At 44.7% G+C, this 17,534-nt stretch carries 22 protein-coding genes and 1 riboswitch; of the genes, 21 read left to right on the top strand and 1 reads right to left on the bottom strand.

Features of this window, described 5'->3' with window-relative positions:
* Positions 1-27: 27 nt before the first annotated feature.
* The 7 genes from L1D44_RS06105 (at position 28) to L1D44_RS06075 (ending at position 5,762) form a co-directional block, all read left to right on the top strand.
* On the top strand, positions 28-798 hold the full coding sequence (locus L1D44_RS06105; RefSeq protein WP_239889320.1) for a methyltransferase domain-containing protein: 771 nt from the start codon (positions 28-30) through the stop codon (positions 796-798).
* Positions 799-825: 27 nt separating this feature from the next.
* Positions 826-1,497: a dethiobiotin synthase gene (gene bioD / locus L1D44_RS06100; protein ID WP_239889319.1), complete on the top strand. Its 672-nt coding sequence runs from the start codon at positions 826-828 to the stop codon at positions 1,495-1,497.
* Between the two features lie 308 nt (positions 1,498-1,805).
* Complete coding sequence (htpX, locus tag L1D44_RS06095) at positions 1,806-2,669, top strand: protease HtpX (RefSeq protein ID WP_220767640.1); 864 nt, start codon at positions 1,806-1,808, stop codon at positions 2,667-2,669.
* Between the two features lie 292 nt (positions 2,670-2,961).
* Positions 2,962-3,309 (top strand): cytochrome c3 family protein, encoded by a 348-nt coding sequence (locus tag L1D44_RS06090; RefSeq protein WP_239889318.1) that lies wholly within the window; start codon positions 2,962-2,964, stop codon positions 3,307-3,309.
* A gap of 736 nt (positions 3,310-4,045) precedes the next feature.
* Positions 4,046-4,681 (top strand): LuxR C-terminal-related transcriptional regulator, encoded by a 636-nt coding sequence (locus L1D44_RS06085; RefSeq protein ID WP_239889317.1) that lies wholly within the window; start codon positions 4,046-4,048, stop codon positions 4,679-4,681.
* A gap of 293 nt (positions 4,682-4,974) precedes the next feature.
* Positions 4,975-5,313 (top strand): hypothetical protein, encoded by a 339-nt coding sequence (locus tag L1D44_RS06080; protein ID WP_239889316.1) that lies wholly within the window; start codon positions 4,975-4,977, stop codon positions 5,311-5,313.
* Between the two features lie 2 nt (positions 5,314-5,315).
* A complete protein-coding gene (locus tag L1D44_RS06075; RefSeq protein WP_239889315.1) occupies positions 5,316-5,762 on the top strand; it encodes a hypothetical protein in 447 nt (148 codons plus the stop codon).
* A gap of 48 nt (positions 5,763-5,810) precedes the next feature.
* Here L1D44_RS06075 and L1D44_RS06070 read toward each other — a convergent pair whose 3' ends face one another.
* Positions 5,811-6,224 carry a TetR/AcrR family transcriptional regulator gene (locus L1D44_RS06070; protein WP_220767645.1) on the bottom strand — a complete coding sequence of 138 codons (414 nt, stop codon included), beginning with the start codon at positions 6,222-6,224 and terminating at the stop codon, positions 5,811-5,813.
* Positions 6,225-6,419: 195 nt separating this feature from the next.
* Here L1D44_RS06070 and hinT point away from each other — a divergent pair, with 195 nt between their 5' ends.
* From hinT to L1D44_RS06000, 14 genes are all read left to right on the top strand, one after another.
* Positions 6,420-6,776, top strand: a complete 357-nt coding sequence (gene hinT / locus L1D44_RS06065; protein ID WP_220767678.1) for a purine nucleoside phosphoramidase — start codon at positions 6,420-6,422, stop codon at positions 6,774-6,776.
* Complete coding sequence (locus L1D44_RS06060) at positions 6,773-7,279, top strand: PaaI family thioesterase (protein WP_239889314.1); 507 nt, start codon at positions 6,773-6,775, stop codon at positions 7,277-7,279. The genes hinT and L1D44_RS06060 overlap by 4 nt, the downstream gene beginning before the upstream one ends.
* A complete protein-coding gene (locus L1D44_RS06055; protein ID WP_239889313.1) occupies positions 7,266-7,772 on the top strand; it encodes a PaaI family thioesterase in 507 nt (168 codons plus the stop codon). Before L1D44_RS06060 ends, L1D44_RS06055 begins: the two co-directional genes overlap by 14 nt.
* 51 nt (positions 7,773-7,823) lie before the next feature.
* A complete protein-coding gene (locus L1D44_RS06050; protein ID WP_239889312.1) occupies positions 7,824-8,213 on the top strand; it encodes a YcfL family protein in 390 nt (129 codons plus the stop codon).
* A 135-nt stretch (positions 8,214-8,348) separates the two neighbouring features.
* Positions 8,349-8,479: riboswitch (TPP riboswitch) on the top strand.
* Between the two features lie 52 nt (positions 8,480-8,531).
* Entirely contained in the window at positions 8,532-10,670 is a 2,139-nt protein-coding gene (locus tag L1D44_RS06045; protein ID WP_239889311.1) for a TonB-dependent receptor, read from the top strand.
* A gap of 59 nt (positions 10,671-10,729) precedes the next feature.
* Complete coding sequence (locus L1D44_RS06040) at positions 10,730-10,990, top strand: YkoF family thiamine/hydroxymethylpyrimidine-binding protein (protein ID WP_220767649.1); 261 nt, start codon at positions 10,730-10,732, stop codon at positions 10,988-10,990.
* Between the two features lie 116 nt (positions 10,991-11,106).
* Complete coding sequence (gene pnuC / locus L1D44_RS06035; protein ID WP_239889310.1) at positions 11,107-11,769, top strand: nicotinamide riboside transporter PnuC; 663 nt, start codon at positions 11,107-11,109, stop codon at positions 11,767-11,769.
* Positions 11,770-12,789 carry a phosphotransferase gene (locus L1D44_RS06030; protein ID WP_239889309.1) on the top strand — a complete coding sequence of 340 codons (1,020 nt, stop codon included), beginning with the start codon at positions 11,770-11,772 and terminating at the stop codon, positions 12,787-12,789.
* Between the two features lie 158 nt (positions 12,790-12,947).
* The gene (locus L1D44_RS06025) at positions 12,948-13,868 is read left to right on the top strand and encodes a DUF6279 family lipoprotein (protein ID WP_239889308.1); all 921 of its coding nucleotides are present in this window, start codon (positions 12,948-12,950) and stop codon (positions 13,866-13,868) included.
* 86 nt (positions 13,869-13,954) lie between these two features.
* Entirely contained in the window at positions 13,955-14,548 is a 594-nt protein-coding gene (locus L1D44_RS06020; RefSeq protein WP_239889307.1) for a DoxX family protein, read from the top strand.
* Between the two features lie 239 nt (positions 14,549-14,787).
* Positions 14,788-15,336, top strand: coding sequence for an NAD(P)H nitroreductase (locus tag L1D44_RS06015; RefSeq protein WP_239889306.1), 549 nt, complete (start codon positions 14,788-14,790; stop codon positions 15,334-15,336).
* 195 nt (positions 15,337-15,531) lie between these two features.
* On the top strand, positions 15,532-16,134 hold the full coding sequence (locus tag L1D44_RS06010; protein WP_239889305.1) for a GNAT family protein: 603 nt from the start codon (positions 15,532-15,534) through the stop codon (positions 16,132-16,134).
* Positions 16,135-16,386: 252 nt separating this feature from the next.
* A complete protein-coding gene (locus tag L1D44_RS06005; protein ID WP_239889304.1) occupies positions 16,387-16,791 on the top strand; it encodes a hypothetical protein in 405 nt (134 codons plus the stop codon).
* Between the two features lie 211 nt (positions 16,792-17,002).
* Complete coding sequence (locus tag L1D44_RS06000; protein WP_239889303.1) at positions 17,003-17,392, top strand: hypothetical protein; 390 nt, start codon at positions 17,003-17,005, stop codon at positions 17,390-17,392.
* Positions 17,393-17,534 lie beyond the last annotated feature (142 nt).

The raw sequence follows: 17,534 nt of genomic DNA, 5'->3' as shown, positions 1-17,534 counted from the left end.
GTAATTGATTGTTTAGGATCCAATGCAGTGAATACAGGATCAGATAAGCTTAGCCAAGAGGTTGCAGAACGCTTCTCTGCCGCAGCGGCGCATTACCACAGCTATGATGTGCTACAGCAGCAGACGGCTAGCCGTTTGTTGGCACAGATGACCCCCGGTGGTCGCTTGCTCGATATCGGCGCAGGGCCAGGCACGTGTTTTTCCCATTTTGAGCGTGTAAACCAAGTCTTTTGCCTTGATATTGCCGACGGCATGCTTAAAACGCTTAAAGGCCGTTTTCCTCATTACACACCTATCTGTGGTGATGCGCAAAACTTACCTATTGCTGACGGCACTATAGACAGCATCTACTCGAATGTCGCCCTGCAGTGGTGCCAAAACCTCCCTAAAGCTGTGTCTGAAGCCAATAGAGTACTCACCGAAGGTGGTGAGTTGAATATGAGTATTGTTGCCAAAGATAGCCTTATGCAGTTATCTGAGCTTGGTTTTAAAGTGAATTCGTTTATCGATGAGCAGGAGTTAGTGGCTTGTTTTGACGATGAAGATTGGCAGCTTGAGTCGTTTGAAACCAAAGCGGTCACTGTTTACTTCACGGATTTAAGAGGGTTATTGCAGTCAATAAAGGGAGTGGGGGCGTCAATTGTTAAGCAACAACAGGGAGTTAATCAGCCTCAAGTCACATTGAGAGGACGTAAGGATTGGCAAGCATTACAGCTTAAGGCAGAGTTGAGCAGAGCCCCAGAGGGCCTACCTTTAACATATAACATTAGCTTTATTAAGGCGCGGAAAAAGCGCTAAACGCAGCTGAGACAATTTGGAGTGGACATGACATTTTTTGTAACTGGTACCGATACCGACTGTGGTAAAACCTTGATCTCTTCTGCATTGCTAACGGCCGCTAAGGGCGAGACTGTAGGCTTTAAGCCGATAGCCTCTGGCTGCGAGCAAACTGAAATGGGACTTAGAAACAGCGATGCGCTAGCACTTATGGCCGCATCGAGCATTAAGCTTCCTTATGACGACATCAACCCGTTTGCCTTTGAGCCTGCCATTGCGCCGCATCTTGCCGCAGCGGAGAAAGGGGTAAAGTTAGAGCCTAAGCGAATCGAAGCATTGCTAAAGATGTCTGAATTTGTTGGTGCCGATTTTTGTCTAATTGAAGGCGCGGGCGGCTGGCGTTTGCCGTTAGGGGAAGGGCATTACCTTTCAGAAGTTGTCCAATCAATGCAGTTACCAGTCATCTTGGTGGTGGGCATGAAGTTAGGTTGCTTGAATCACGCATTATTGACGGCTGAAGCAATTAAGGCTGACGGCTTGAATCTTGTTGGCTGGGTAGCAAACCAAATTGACTCGGATATGGCGTACCCTGAGCAAAACCTTGAGACGCTAAAGTCGCAGCTCGCGGCGCCGTTCCTAGGTTATGTTCCTCACCTTGTTGATGCTACCGCTGAGGCTGCAGCAAGCCACCTTGATTTAACGCCACTACAGTCGGTGTAATCGAGACGATTTCACCTCAAATACCAGCCTAATCTTGCGAATTGCCAATTCAAAAAATTAGGCTTATCTTTTTGTTAAAAAAGATTAATCCCAGTTCAATATAATTCTAATCTTTGGCGGATTAAATTAATCTTGTTTTAATGAAATAAACCTAGACTCATCCTACTTGATAGTAAGTGGAGCTGAAGCGGCTATTATTGAAGCAATGATAGATAATTTTTCTATCTCTCCCCTTGAATTCTTGTTTTTTGGACATATTATGTCTTCAAGAGTGTATATCAGGTATTTTGTATCCTACAGGAGCTTAAATGAAGCGTATATTTTTACTGATTGCCACTAACATGGCGATCTTATTAGTGGCATCCATTGTGATGTCTATTCTAGGTGTTAACACCTCTACCATGGGCGGCTTATTAGTATTCGCCGCGATATTTGGTTTTGGTGGTGCATTTATCAGCTTGGCAATCTCAAAGTGGATGGCTAAAAAGACCATGGGCTGTGAGGTTATTACTACACCACGTGATAACACTGAGCGCTGGTTAGTTGAGACCGTTGCTCGTCAAGCAGAGCAAGCCGGTATTAAGATGCCAGAAGTTGCTATCTACCAGTCGCCTGAGCTAAATGCTTTTGCTACCGGTCCAAGTAAAGACAACTCGTTAGTTGCTGTGAGCAGTGGCCTTCTGTATGGCATGAGTCAAGATGAGATCGAAGCGGTTCTTGCACACGAAGTTAGTCACGTTGCTAATGGTGACATGGTGACCTTGACCCTTATTCAAGGTGTCGTGAACACATTTGTTATCTTCGCGGCCCGCGTGGTTGCAGGCATCATTGATAACTTTGTTTCAAGTAATGACGAAGAGGGCGAAGGTCTTGGCATGTTCGCTTATATGGCGGTAGTGTTCGTATTAGATATGCTGTTTGGTATCCTTGCGTCGATGATCGTTGCTTACTTCTCACGTATTCGTGAATACAGAGCCGATGAAGGCGCTGCACGTCTAGCTGGTAAAGAGAAGATGATTGCGGCATTGGATAGACTACGTCAAGGCCCTGAAACGGGGGCAATGCCAGCCTCAATGTCGGCATTCGGCATTAACGGTAAGAAATCAATGGCGGAATTACTAATGAGTCACCCGCCACTAGAAAAGCGTATTGCGGCGTTAAGAGCACGCTAAATTACCCATTTCTAAAAAATAAGCGGTTCGGAGTTAAATTCTCCGAACCGCTTTTTTATTGCTCAAAATCAAGGCGATAAACACGTACAATTGTCATATTCACTGGAGTAGTTTGACTGAGCGCACGTTTTGGGGATTATCACAATGATATGATCTTTCAGCTAAATTAGTTGCGAATTAGATAATGCTTAGCTAAATTAATCTAAATCGTACTAAAAAAATATTGTGCGCAAGATGAAAACGACCTGACTATTAAGTTTTCACTATGCGGACATCAAATGAGGATACAATTGTGAGCAATAAACTACTAAGTCTAGTCTTCGGTGCGGCATTCGCAGCACTGGCTTTATCTCCATCAGCTTTCGCTGAAGGTCAAGAGCTAGCTGAAATGCATGCTGAGATGGATGGTTGTGAAGCGTGTCACGCCGATGGTTCTCCATCTGCTGATGGCGAATATGAATTTGAACAGTGTCAGTCTTGTCACGGTACGCTAGCGGAAATGGACGCTGTTCACCAACCGCATGATGGCATGCTAATGTGTGCCGATTGTCACGCGCCACACGAAATGAACGTGGGTGACAAGCCAACTTGTGATAGCTGTCATGATGATGGCCGTACTGCAGAGTCTGCACTTAAGTAATTTGAGTTAACTCAATTTGCTAACAAGAGCCAGCATCGAGCTGGCTTTTTTTATGGACTGAAATTAGCTGCGGGAGGGATGTTACTGTCACTTAGTTTTAGAGGACTACCTATAGCTCCCATAGTGTATTTTGTGGAAGGAATACTAAAGTCGCTACCCTTTAGTCGTAGTTGTTTTGCCACCGAAATCGTCATCCTTTTATATTTCCCTTTAAATCACTCGATTTAGCTTAGCTTTATTCTGAACAGGATAACGGTAAATTCTTGGGCTTCACTTTTTTATAAGTCGTTAATGTTAGTTTCTCTGCTCTGGTTCGATAGGCTTCAATTACGTAATAAAGTCTAGTTTTTGACCGTAAGCTAGTCATTTTGTTGGGTGATTTTTAATACTCAGGATTGACGATGCAGAGAGAGTTTAACGACATAATGACCGCGTTATTGCAGTAAAGCCAATCGTTGACGGCAGTATGTCATGGGAAGAGCAACTCTTTTCGAACTGAAGTTATATGGGCTCAGACAATGTGACTAGCGGTGCTTCTTTTTCTTCCTGCTCAATATGGAACGGTTGTTCAATATGGTCAGCGGCTGTTAGCATCGGTAACATTGGGCCATGGCGCACGTAAACCTAACTATGTGTTGTAGCGCTTACGTGAGTTGTTTGGTGTTTATTTGTGGCGTAAGTGTATTACAATGTTGCCTACACGGATGATGATAAAGAATAAACATGGAGTGAGTTTATGTTTAAAGTGACACATTGGGTGGTGATAACTCGTTCGCATCTATTTGCGGATCTTCTCAATACAAGATGGCCACAAGAGTTTTTGGTTAAATTACATAGGGTTGCTCCCGAGCATTTTAACAGCGAACTATTAGAGACTCGTATTACGATTATCTTGATCGATCTTGCGACTGTCGATGTTCAAACCGCCTATCAGATCCAAAAACGGATAGATAAAGCGAGTAATGTTACACGGGTTGTGTTTATTCACTTTCCTAAGCAGATCGATGCAAAGTTTCTGGTTAATGCTTCAGTTACCGCAGGTGTTTTTTACTCAGATGCATCCCTAGAAAGTATCGGGGAGGGCATGACGGAGATCCTAAAGGGTAAGGTCGTTATACCTCAGAGCTTTATCGAGTCCAGCGCTAGTAAAGATCCTGTATCAGACAATGTTGAAACACTGACAATTAGAGAACGAGAAGTGTTACAGGTGCTGCGTAGCGGTAGCACCAATATCGATATTGCCAATAGATTATTTGTCAGTGAAAGTACCATTAAGACTCACCTCTATCGAGCATTTCGAAAGATAGGCGTCTCCAGCCGTGGCCAGGCTATCGCTTGGGCGCAAACAAATCTACATGAAGTGACGCAGTAAACTCCTAGCATCTGATTGCTTTGGGGATTGGTTGTGTGGGTGGAGCTTAGACGATAGCCAAACGGGGCTTGATAACCCTATTTTTAAGTAATATTTGATTCGCTTGAGTGTGTAAAAGTAGCCTTAAATAAGGCTAGGGCATCCCTAGAAAACATATTTGATATGATCTAAGGCCCCATTATTGGGGCTTTTTTTGTGCCTCCTGTCAGCTTTATGTTGTTATGTGTGTACACATGTATAGCTGTTGGGTTATGATTCGCTCAGATTTTGGTTATTTAATAAGAGAGCGGTCGATGAAATTGATGACTTGTGCTGCAGTTTTTTTTGCTATGAGTGTGTTTTCAACTCAGGCTGCAACTGTAGGATGTGAGCGAGCTGGTGGGATCAAATGTCAGAAAGTTGGTAAACATTATGGGCGTTCTAAGGTTATAGTCGTCCCCAAAAACCACCGACATTATCATGCGTACCATTCTCCTCTTTTAACGGCTATGGGGGTGGCAATTGTATTAGACGCTGCAGGTAATGCCGTTACAGACACGGGCAATAAGGTGGTTGTGTTAGGGGAGGGAAGTGAGGTTACAAATGTTTATGAGAAAGATGGCGTGGTCTATCTGATCAAAGAGCTTAGTTAAAGATGGCTCGCGAGTTAAAATTCGAGCGGCAACTCCCGTTAATTGATCGGGGGTTAACCTGCTTAGCTGCATTTATTTGTTTGCCGGCAATCGTGTTTACCATCAAGAGTGATGCTTCAGAACTAAGTATCATGAGCATGATCTCAAGTTTAATCATTGCGCTCACTATTTATCTATTTAAATTGCTGGCGATAGGACTAAGTCGGAGCATGTTGCTTCTGTCTGAAGATATTCGGATAAAACCTGCCGCTCCAGTATCACAGATAAGACATGTTCAAAAGAAAGTCGCTAGTTTTGGTTTATGTACTTTTTGCAATCAGTTTGAAACGAAAAATACCTTATTTGGTCGTTACGTTTGTTCAGATTGCTATAAGATATTTTTGCAAGTGAAGGGGCAGGTATTAACTGATAATTTCAGTGGTACCTCTGGAATGAAGAGGTTGGGTTGAGTTTAATCAGCTAAAAAAATAGTCGGCATAGGCCGACTATTTTAGAATCTATTTATTCATTTCACGTTCTTTATTTAGGAACTCGAATCCGCTCTTTAAGAAGTGAAAGCGTTCTTCATCGGGTAAGGAGCGAACTTGGGTTAACATGAGACCGAAGGCTGAATCGATCATTAACCTGTCAGAAAGCTTTAAGTAACGGTATACAACAGGTCTGAGTACGACTGAAAAGTCACCAGTAAAATCATCGAAGCGCTGCTCTTCGATAGCCTTAGTGTTGTTTACTAACTCTCGCATACACAGAGCCGCAAGAAGGGCGTTCTTATCACTAAATGATTGGTACTGAGCGGCACGAGAATAACCTGCTCGCTTATGAACATCAGACATGTTTAGTGCAATCATGCCTTTTTCTTGCACCAATTCGGTGGCCGCATCGAGTAGTGCGGTTTCTTTTTCCGTTAGCATTGTCAAATTCCTGCAAATATTTTCATCATTAGAAGTCGTAAGCAGGACAAAGTCAACCATATTGTATATACATCTGTTTATTTTGTATGCTGTAGCTTGCGGTTCAATTTGATGATTTACATCGGTAATCTACGTCGCCTTGACAACATTTTCGAGTATACTATGGCTAGTAATTTCCTTTTTGAGGGCAGAAAAATGGCCGAAGAAACCATATTTAGTAAAATTATCCGACGTGAAATTCCTGCAGATATCTTGTATCAAGACGATCTCGTTACCGCATTTAGAGACATCACACCTAAAGCGCCAACACACATTTTAATTATTCCTAATCATCACATCCCTACCGCAAACGATATTAAGGCATCCGATGAGAAAGCGTTGGGGCGTATGATGTCTGTAGCGGCAAAACTCGCTCAAGAAGCTGGAATTGCAGAGGATGGTTACCGTCTAATCATGAACTGTAATGAACACGGTGGACAAGAAGTTTTCCATATCCATATGCATTTATTGGGTGGAAAGCCATTAGGCCCAATGTTGAGCCTGAGTGAATGAGTGCCAGTAGCGAGCATTATTCATTAACCGGCATGGCGAGTCGCTTTGTCGACCAGTTGACGCAATGTCGTAAGCTTAAATTGAAGGTGCTAGAAGCGAGTGGTAAGCGGGTGTTAATTGAACTGCCCTATGACGAACAACTTGTAGGATACCCTGATACAGGCGTGATCCATGGTGGGGTAATTACCACTTTAATGGATACCGCCAGTGGTTGCGCTGTTGTATGTTCAATCTTCGATAAGTTCCGCTTACTTGAGATCTCGCCCACGCTGGATCTACGTGTCGATTATATGAAGCCGGCAGAGCCCCATAAGTCAGTATATGGTTTTGCCGAATGCTATAAGCTCTCCTCGAGCGTGGCTTTTACCCGTGCTATTGCTTACCAAGATTCAATCGATGATCCCATCGCTCATGCGGTTGGCTCATTTATGCGAATTAGTCCAGAGATGGTGGGGGACGAGTTTAGACAGGCACTAATGGGAGAAAGCGATGAGTATGCTTAATGAAACCGGTGAGCTTGTTGACTCAGCCCAAGACAGCTACGGCCAAGATGAGAGTGGCAAGTTAGACGTTAAAAGCATCATTAAAAAAGCAAAAGAGCTCAATGACTTTGGTCATCTGCTTGAGCACGTTCCCTATGCCAAGTTTATTGGCATGGCCGTCGAGCGTTTTGGTGATGAGCTGGTATTTAAGCTGCCAGCCAAAGAGGACAATATAGGCAACCCTATCTTGCCGGCACTACATGGCGGCGTAATAGCGGGTTTTATGGAGATGTCGGCAATTGTGCAGTTGATGGTGTTTATGCAAACCACCAAGGTACCTAAGGTGGTCGATTTTTCTATCGATTACTTAAGAGCCGGATACCATAAAGACAGTTTTGCTGAGTGCAAAATTACCCGTCAGGGGCGCCGAGTTGCGAACGTGAGTATCAATTGCTGGCAAACCAATCGTAAACATCTTATTGCGACAGCTAGGGCACACTTTTTGATCGATTAAACGATTAACTGTATAACGGGATAGGGCTTTAGCTTAAAACAGGGGGCACAAATGAAAAAGGTTTTATTGGGACTGTTTACCGCGGCGATGGTGACGGCGTGCGCTCCGCATACCGCTGGTGTGATGGCGGGATCAAATGGGGCGGTGCGGGTCGATAACACCAGCTTTGGTAAAGAAGTGCAAGTGACCAATATCATGGCGCGCCCCGAAGGTGGTTTTTTGCGTGGGACAGGGACCATTGCCAGCCAAGTATCAACAGACTTACGACTGCAGTATAAATTCACTTGGTTTGATCTAAATGGTATGACTATTGATGACGAAGGGGTGAGCTGGAAGTCGCTAAAGTTGCATGGCAAGCAGCAGATGCAGGTCAGTGCCGTCGCGCCTAACGCGACAGCGACTCGATTTGAGCTCTATGTTCGGAAAGCTTTTTCTAATTAGCCTTGGCTAACGCTATTGAACCACTCACTTTAGCAAAACCTGTTAAAAAAACGTCAGCAAGCTGGCGTTTTTTTATGCATAAAATCGCTGTTTTTAAAGAAGTCTGTCATGGAGTTGTAAATTTCATGTATAATCGCCGGCGCCAAGGGGTGTTAGAGTCAATTAAACGAAAGTTGGATTGGTTGGCTTTGACTGAGATGTTGAAAAACGAACCCTTTGAACCTGATCCGGCTAATACCGGCGTAGGAATGGGCCACAATTCATTTTCCAAGCGCTTCTTTATGTTGCCGGATCTCAAATTTTTAATTTTGAGGTCCTATGTTAAATTTAAAATCGTACTCACCAGTAGCCCTTGGGGTTATTGCCGCTATCTCCTCCACAGCTACTTTAGCCAACGCAGATCTGCCTGCGACAAATGATGATATTGAAGTCATGGTGGTCACCAGTGATTTTCGTGGTAGTCCACTCGAAAAAATGCCTTCGAGTGTCACCGTTATCGATCAACAGCAGATTGAAGATGAAGGGGCTCAGCACTTCGAAGATATTCTCAATAGTATTGCCAATTTTAACTGGTCTGGCGGTAGCTCAAGGCCTAAATACTTTCAGATCCGCGGTGTCGGTGAGCAGGAAGAGTACCAAGGTGCGCCTAACTCTTCGGTGGGGTTTGTGGTCGATGATATCGATCTTTCAGGCTTAGGCATGGTCTCAAGTATGTATGACTTGCAACAAGTTGAAGTGCTAAGAGGACCTCAGGGAACGCGCTACGGTGCTAATGCCTTAGCCGGACTTATCTACCTTAAGAGTAATGACCCAACGGATGTATTTGAACATGGAGCAGAGGTTTCTTTAGGCGATGATAATTTGCAAACCTTTAGTGGTTTCAGCTCTGGTCCTGTTACCGACTCTGGCAATCTGCTTTATCGCGTCTCGTTACAGAAGCACCAGCAGGATGGCTATCGCGATAACCTGTATCTAGGTCGCAGTGATACCAATAATCGCGATGAGTTTACTGGCCGCGCGAAATTACGTTGGTATGCAACTCAAGATTTAGAGATAGATTTAACCTTGCTTCATGCCAATTATGACAATGGCTATGATGCTTGGACACTGGACAACAATGGCTTTGATACCCTAACCGATGCTCCTGGTGTCGATAAGCAGCGTACGACAGGCTCGTCACTTAAATTCACCTACACAGGGGCACAGAATTTTGAGTTAACCTCATTGACCTCCTTCGCGCAATCGGATACTCGCCATAACTACGATGGTGACTGGGCTAACCCCGATTATTGGGCCAGTCGAGATTGCGACGGTAGTCCCTGTGAATATGAGTATAACTGGGATAAAAAAGGCGAGAGAAAGACAGTCACGCAAGAGTTTAGATTATCGTCAACGGAGTCGGGGCGTATTTGGGCTGACAGTACCGACTGGCTGATTGGCGTGTATGCCATGGATCTGCAGGAAGATAACGATACAGTTGATACTTATAATCAGTTATCTGCCGAGTATGAGGCACAGAACTATGCGCTGTTTGGTCAATTGGACTCAGACTTAGGCGCAAGCTACGCGCTTTCTGTCGGTTTACGCGTCGAGCGCCGTGACAGTGACTATAGTGACTCCGCCGGTGACAGCTTTGCTCCAAGTGAAACCATGTGGGGCGGCCATATCGCTTTGAGTAAGGCGTTGGCTGAAAGCCATGAGGCTTACCTGCGTGTGGCGCGTGGCTATAAAGCGGGTGGCTTTAATATGTCACTGCCCGACGAGTTAGCCGACAAGAAAGAGTACGACACTGAAATCCTCTATAACTATGAGATGGGCTTGAAGTCGAGTTGGCTTGACGGTCAGGCTAACACTAACTTAGCCGTGTTCTATATGGATAGACAAGATCAGCAAGTGGCGGCTTCGCAACAATCGACGGTACCGGGTGAAGAGGGCAATTTCATTCTATTTACAGAAAACGCTGGAAGCTCCCATAACTATGGCGCCGAATTAGACGGTAACTGGTACGCCACCGATAACCTGAACATCTATGGCAGCGTTGGCTGGCTCGAAACCGCCTATGGCGATTATCAGTACGAAGGTAAGTACGGTACTGTGGTGGACCTTTCTGGCCGAGAGCTTGCTCATTCGCCAAACTTTACCTTCAGTCTCGGGGCGACCTACCGCAGTGATAGTGGTTGGTTCGCTAACGTTAATGCCAGCGGTAAGAGTGATTTCTATTATTCAGACAGCAATGAATCTAAATCTGACGCCTATCAAATCTTTAATGCCAAAGTGGGTTATGAGGCTGAGATCTGGTCTGCTTATCTTTGGGGGCGTAACCTATTTGATGAAAAATACGGCGTTCGGGGGTTCTACTTCGGTAATGAACCAGATTTAGACTGGGCAGATAAACAATATATCCGTTACGGTGATCCGCGCCAGATCGGTGTGACGCTTAACATCAAATTTTTATAATCATCCTTTCTTTCAAACAACACTATTGAGCCGCATTTAGTGCGGCTGAGGTCAATACTATGAAATTAACAGCAGAGATCAGTTGCTACCCACTGCAAGATAACTATTTAGATCCAATTAAGTGGTTTATCGCGCGAGTTGATTCTTATGACAATATCCAGCGTGTCACCAATGCCATGGCAACACAAGTTTGTGGAGAGTACAGCGAGGTGATGTCGATGCTAGCCATCGAGATGCAAGCGGCACATGAGAAGTGGGGCAAGGCCGTTTTCGTGTGTAAGTTTATTGGTGGTGAGCTAAATTTAAGTCACAGCGAATAACAAAATTTTGATTATTGGCCGCAGGCTTTATTTTTTTCTGTGGCCTTTTTGATTTGAACGGTAGATGACAACAATTTTGATAAGGCCTTCATTGCGCTGAGTCGAGGACACTGATTATGTCTGAATTTTGGCTAACTTTAGTCGATACTTTTACAGCGGCTTTTGGCGAAGCACAAGCGCTAACAGCTTGGGAAGCCGTAGCGGTATTATTGGCTGTGGCTTATTTAATACTGGCGATGAAAGGTAACATTTGGTGCTGGGCGGCGGCCTTTATTAGTACAGCTATCTATACCGTATTGTTCTGGAAAGTGTCACTGCTGATGGAATCTGTTCTTAACGTCTACTATATGGCAATGGCAGTTTATGGCTACTGGATGTGGACGCGAGGCGGCAGGGAGCATGAGGGCGTCAACATTGTTTCCTGGCGTTTATCGACCCACCTTAAATTAATTGGTATGACGACCCTGCTGGCCATCGCGGTCGGCCATTTTATGGCGACTCAAACACAGGCAGCGTTTCCCTATTTGGATGCTGCGACAACCTGTTTTGCGGTGATGACCACTTATTTAGTCGCTAAGAAGGTGCTAGAGAACTGGATTTACTGGTTTGTGATTGATGCCGTCTCAATTTACCTCTATGTCAGTAAAGGCTTGATGTTAACCGCGATGCTTTTTGTGCTGTACATTGGCATGGTGGTGTTTGGTTATGTTATGTGGCGTAACCAGATGAAAGTTCAGCAAGGCTCCAGTGATGTTACGCTATCGTCTGGTGCTGCGTAAATGGCGCTACCGTTAACAAAGACACTATTGCCTTACCTTGAACAGGCAGGTCTTTCACAAGTCAGCATGATCGCGGCTTTGACTCAAGGGCTAAGCAATCAAAACTACTATGTTCGTGGGCTGCACCCGACAAGGCCGAGCGGCTCAGAATGGGTTCTGAGAATTAACAGCTGGGCGAGCTCACAGATCTGTAATCGAGACCATGAGGTGCTAAATTGGCAACTGGCAAGTCACGTCAATTTAGCGCCTGAACTGGTCTATATCAGTCCGGATAAGCAGTTCTACTTAAGCGAGTTTTTTGAGCAAAACCAGACTAACTGCTGGAGCGAACTCATATCGGCAAATGGTTCACATCCCATAACAAGGCTGCAGGTGAAATGGCCCGGAGCTGAGGAGTTGTTACTCAAGTTATTAAATGGCTTAAAGCAGTTGCCTTCGCCGCAAAATGTGATGGGCGTTGATGAGCAGTGGCAGGTGTATCAGCTTCGTCTAGCAAAGATGCGACAGCAGTTAAGCGCAGAGAAAACAAAATGCCAGACAGCTGAGGGATGGATAAACTTATACGACCAGCTATTGGCGCAAACTCATCTCGTTGATGACATGCTGGCTCAGTTATCCGCTTGCCTCGTTAACCTGCAGTTTAGTCATAGAGATCTGAATCCGTACAATATTTTGGTGGTTGGTGGTCGGCTCAAGTGTATCGATTTTGAATATACCTGTAGCTCGCATCCACTATGCGATTTGGCCTCGATTATCGCCAGTCACTCTCTGTCGTCCGAGCAACGACGCTGGCTGATTGCAAATTATTTGAAAGATCATCCAAATCTTAATCTACACGCGGATAAGGCTGTGCCAGCAGCGGTGGATCTGTATTGGGTTTTTGCCTTGTGCTGGGCATTGCAGATGGCGTTTGACTGTATGATGAGTGATGGCAAGCTTAAAGAAGATGGCCTATGTCAAAGCCAAGAGTACTTAGGCTATGCCAAGCAATATCGAAATCTAATCGTCAACAGATTCTAATTGGCTGCAGGCTTTAGTTTTAAGTCGCAAATCGGTTCCGAACGTTTGACACCTCTTTATGGTCGCTTGCAGAACTGTTATCGGCACAGTGCGATCCCCAATCGGTGACCATGTTCTATGCTAGATAAATAGCATTGTTTGGATCAAAGGGGGGAGAGATGAGAACAATAAGCTTATATGCTCTACTTCTCGTGACGCTTCTGGGCTGCTCAACAAAGATGGGGTACTACTTTCTGGACTGGCTTATTGAGTGGAAGCTGGAAGAGTATGTCACATTAAACAATCAGCAGCAGAAGCAGTTTCAGCACGATTTGGATCAGTTCTTAACCTGGCACCGTACAGAAGAGCTTCCCCGTTATGAAAAGCAGTTATTACAACTTGCCCTCGCATTTGAAAAGCAAACATTAACGCCACAGCTTTGGGCGCAACACGTTGAACAAGCTAAGTCCCACTGGGCTAGAACTTTAGAGTTTGTTACCCCTTCACTTGTCGCGCTCATGAGCTCGTTTTCCGACAAGCAGGTTCAACAAGTTATTGCTCAGCTAAGAGTCGATGAAAAGAGGCTTAATCAAAAATACCTAGGTAAAGATCACCAAGCCTTAGTCGAGATGGCTGACGAGCGTATCGAAAAACGCGTTAAGCGCTGGATAGGCAAGTTGACTCAAGAGCAAAAACAGGCGATCCATCAATATAACTTGAGTAGAGCCACGACATTAGATATGTGGCTTGAATATCGTCATGAGTGGATCCGGCTTTTTGAGCAGGCATTGAAGAATCGACAAAATCAACTGGCGCTATCCCATAGCCTTACCATCCTAATGAGTCAGCCCGATAGGCTCAAATCAGCAGCCTATAAAACGGCACTCGATGCAAATACCCAGGATTTTGGTCAGTTACTTATCACGCTTAACCTACTGGCGAGCAGTCAACAAAAACGGCGTTTTCAAAAGAAGCTTGCCAGCCTAATTACCGATCTGAGTGAGTTGAGTGGGAGTCGTATACAGAGCGCGAGGAACCCTGTTGGGGAGTTCAGTCCTTTTGCCGTCAGAGGTATCGCTATGAAAGATAGTCGTAACTAATAGGGTCTGTATAGTCAGGGCACTTTAATTGTCACAATGCCGCTTTAGCCTGGACCCTTAAGTGATTATTTTGAAGAGGAAATCAAATGCAAATTGTGGATCTATACAAAAAGTTTCTTAGCCTATTGAAGCATGGTGAGGGAATAGCACCATTGGCGTTACGCTTGTATTTAGCGCCGGTGTTGATGCAAGCGGGGTATAATAAGCTTTCAAATTTTAGTGACACCGCAGCCTGGTTTGGTAACCCTGATTGGGGGCTAGGTTTACCTTTTCCCGAGGTGATGGTGGCATTGGCCGCGGGCACGGAGTTTTTTGGCGGTGCCTTGCTGGTGGTGGGCTTGGCCACTCGGTTTGTCTCAATCCCACTGGCTTTTACCATGTTCGTTGCAGCCTTTAGTGTACATATTGAAAATGGTTGGTTGGCGATCGCCGACTCGAGTTCTTGGTTAGCGAATGAGAATGTTCTAGCCTCGGCGGAAAAATTACAGCGGGCTAAAGCGATCTTACAAGAAAATGGTAATTACGAATGGCTGACAAGTTCGGGGAATTTTGTGATCTTGAATAATGGTATTGAGTTTGCGATGACTTATCTATTTATGCTGTTGGCTCTGTTATTTATGGGGGGAGGGCGTTACACAAGCCTTGACTACTATATCGCTAAACGTAATGGTATCGCTTAAACTTCACTGCCACTGTTTACGGCAATGAATTCAGATCCCACTTAGCCAGGGGGATTTTTACTGCCTGATGTTCTGCTTTGCTCTCTTGTTAAAGCGCGGGTTAATCTTGTATCGTGCTTGTGTCTGCGGGTTAAATTTCATTAATATGAGTGGATTATTTTTACCCACTTGATATTCTCGATTACGACTTGAGACTCAAGTCATTCTTTTCTCCTAAAACGTTTATTAAGGATAATCCGTTGGACGCATTAGAATTATTACTAACTCGCCAATCCACCCCAAGGCTAGTTGCCCCTGCGCCTGATGAGCAACAGTTGCAGCATATTCTCGATGCAGCGACTCGTGCGCCGGATCATGCTGGCCTTACTCCTTGGGAGTTTATTATTGCCCAAGAGGATGGGTTAGATCGCCTTGGCGATATTTTTGCTAAAGCCTTGCAAGCTAAGGGAGCCGACGAGGAGTTTATTGCTAAGGCAAAGAATATGCCTCTTAGGGCGCCTATGGTGATCACTGTGGTCGCTAAGCATAGACCCCACCCAAAGGTTCCTGAAATCGAGCAGTCACTCGCTGCAGGCTGTGCACTTTTCGCGATGCAGCAAGCCGCTTTTGCACAAGGCTTGGGCGGTATATGGCGTACTGGCGAACTGGCCTTTGATGCCAATGTTCATCGGTTACTCGGTCTAGAAAATTGTGATCAAATAGTCGGCTTTCTTTACTTAGGAACACCTGCGATTAAAGCGTCTACCAAAGCGTTGAAAGACGGTAAGAGTTTTGCTCGATATCTGTAGCAGGGCGTTAAGCTGTAAAGTTAGGTGTTATCGTAAAAGTTAAGTTCATAACTTAGCTATCAGAACTTAGTTAATTGGCACAGACTGTTAAACACAGGCAGTTATAAACAGGCAGTTGAATCGATTTCATCGATAGTTCGTTAAAATTCGTCATCGAGCATGTTAGCTTAGAATAATAAAAAGACAGGAGGTTATGTGAACGTTGAACAAAAAGAAACCAGTCTAGAGGGTGAGCATATCGTTCTAGAGCCTCTGACACTGGAACATCAAGCGGCGTTAAGCATTGCCGTTGCAGACGGTAACTTATGGGAGCTTTGGTACACATCCGTTCCTCACCCAGACGAAATGAAAGCCTATATCGAAACGGCATTAGAGGCTGAGTCTAGAGGAGAAGCGCTCGCCTTTGCGGTGCGTGATCGCTATTCAGGTGAGATTGTTGGTTGCACCCGGATCTGTAACTGGCAGCAGCAACATCGTCGATTAGAAATTGGTTACACTTGGTATTCAAAGAGTGCTCAACGCTCGGCTGTTAACACTGAGGCAAAATTACTACTTCTTAGTTATGCCTTCGAAACGCTAGATGTAATGGCCGTAGAGTTTAGAACCCATGTTCACAATCAGGTGGCTCGGCAAGCGATTTGTCGCCTAGGTGCAAACCAAGATGGCATTTTGCGCAATCATCAAATTTTGAAGAATGACACGGTCAGAGACACTGTTATCTACTCAATCATCGATAAGGAATGGCCAGAAGTAAAGCAAGGCTTGAAGGATAAGCTATTGAATTATGAGGAGTCATAGCGGATATTTTTTATTGGGTTAACACTCCCAATAGAAGTCAGTGACTCATCCCCCGCTCTCCAAGAGCCTCGACTGCAGCTCTAGCAGTGAGGCTCATTATCAAAATAGCACTAATTTGCGCATTCTGAGTTGTCGTCTTTTAAAAAAGAGAATGAGTTATTTCGTCATGGGCTTGATATTCACTAAAAGCTAAAGTAGAAATAAAGGTTAAGTGTTAACTATTCGCAACTAAAAAGAAAAGGATAACCTTCGATGTTTGCAAAGATCCCACTCACCATCATTGTACTCGGTGCCAGTGCACTGTCTTTTAATAGCCTGGCTGGGGAGGCGGAAGACGCCTTTGTTAGCGAGCTTGCCGATTGCGCAGCCTATTACCATATCGCAACCGACGCCATTTCTGCGATGGATGCGCCCCAAATGGCGGCTGTGGTAGAGCGGTTAAAGCTATCAGGTGAGCAAGCCGAACAGCTTGCGAAACAGTTTCATACAGAAGAGCAGGTCTCTGCGGCTATCACGGCCGCTGCACAGAAGCATAGAGCGGCGATGCCAAACGAAAAAAGCTTAGGTTCTCTGATGGGGAAGTATAAAGAGACGTGTAAAAGCATACTGGCTGAGCCAGAAAAGCGTCTCGATTACTGGAGCATGGTGACTATGTAAGGCTTAAGCCTTGATACTCAACTACCTCTAATAATTGAGCAATCACAATAGAGCAATCATATTCATTAGGTTGCTCTTTTGGTTTTTAACGTGAGTTTTGTTGTAAGAATTTTTACGAATTTCCTGTCTACTACTGATAGCTAATGGCTTGAGTAAGTTGTTTTCCAAGTCTTAGCGTCTTGTCGTACGTTAATCTGTTTTGGAGTAGCTGATGAATTTTTACCTACTGACTGCGGGCATCATTGCCGTCATAACCGCAGTTGGCCACTTTACTTATGGCCGTACTCACTATTTAAAGCCTGTGCTAGATGCAGATTTTGATGCAGGGGCTAAGGCGGTGATGCATTGTCTCTTTCACTATGTGTCAGTTTTTTTAGTTCTGTCTAGCTTGGTGCTATTAAGCTGCGGTTTTGAGGCTATCTCACCGATGCAAAGTTTTGGGGTATTGCTGTTTATTGCGCTTAATTTCGTCTTGTTTGCCATTTGGCAAATCTATATCGGTTTTATGAGTGATCTTGAGGCGCCGCTTAAGCGACTATTTCAATGGATGTTTTTTGTGCTGCTTGCAGGTTTTACCTTAGCCGGAGCCCTTTGCAACTAAAGTCGGTTAGATGAACTGTCTAGGTGAATATCCTTCAAGTCGCGCCATTTCAGTATGACATGACTTGTGTTTTGACATGCGTCTATGTAGCTTAAGCCGATGATCCCATAAGGATTGGGATCGCTAAAACAAGGATAATACC

The sequence above is a fragment of the Shewanella sp. Isolate13 genome, assembly GCF_022398325.1.
GTDB lineage: Bacteria > Pseudomonadota > Gammaproteobacteria > Enterobacterales > Shewanellaceae > Shewanella.
The sequence above is the reverse complement of the archived record's forward strand: the minus strand, read 5'-3'. Positions and strand labels throughout refer to the sequence as shown.